At 81.1% G+C, this 497-nt stretch carries 1 pseudogene; it reads left to right on the top strand.

Annotated elements, in window-relative coordinates:
* Nucleotides 1-93: 93 nt before the first annotated feature.
* Nucleotides 94-497, top strand: a pseudogene (locus VR44_RS26015) (hypothetical protein); the annotation flags it as partial.

Consider the following 497-nt stretch of genomic DNA (forward strand, 5'->3'; position numbering starts at 1 on the left):
GCCGGGTCCGCGCCGCCCGCGCCCCCGGACCCCCTCCCGCAGCCCCCGCCGGTCCGCGCCGCCCGCGCGGTACCCGTCCGTCCCGCGCCCGACGTGGCCGAGGCCATAGCGGCCCGTGCGGCCCGTGCGGCACGGCGCGGGGGGGTGCTGGGCCACGTCCTGCGCTGGCCCACCGCAGCCGCCCTGCTGTTCTGCGGGGTGCTGCACCTGCCGGGGAACCTCGCGGAACCGCCGGAGCCCGGCCGGCTGGTGCCCCTGGCGGTGGCCCTGCTCTGCCTGCCGCTCGGCGCCCTGCTCGCCGTCCGGGACACCCCGGCGGTGTGGCGGGGGGCGGCGGTGGCCACGCTGGCCGTGGTCACGCTGCACATCGTCGGCGGGGTCGCCTTCTTCAACCCCCTCGACGGCACCCTCGGCGCTCCGTACCCGTGGGCCGGCGTCGCGGCGGTGCTCGGCGCCGGCGCGGCAGCGGTCCTGGCCGGCGTGGCCCTGACGTACCG

The organism is Streptomyces katrae (genome assembly GCF_000966975.1).
Lineage (GTDB): Bacteria > Actinomycetota > Actinomycetes > Streptomycetales > Streptomycetaceae > Streptomyces > Streptomyces katrae.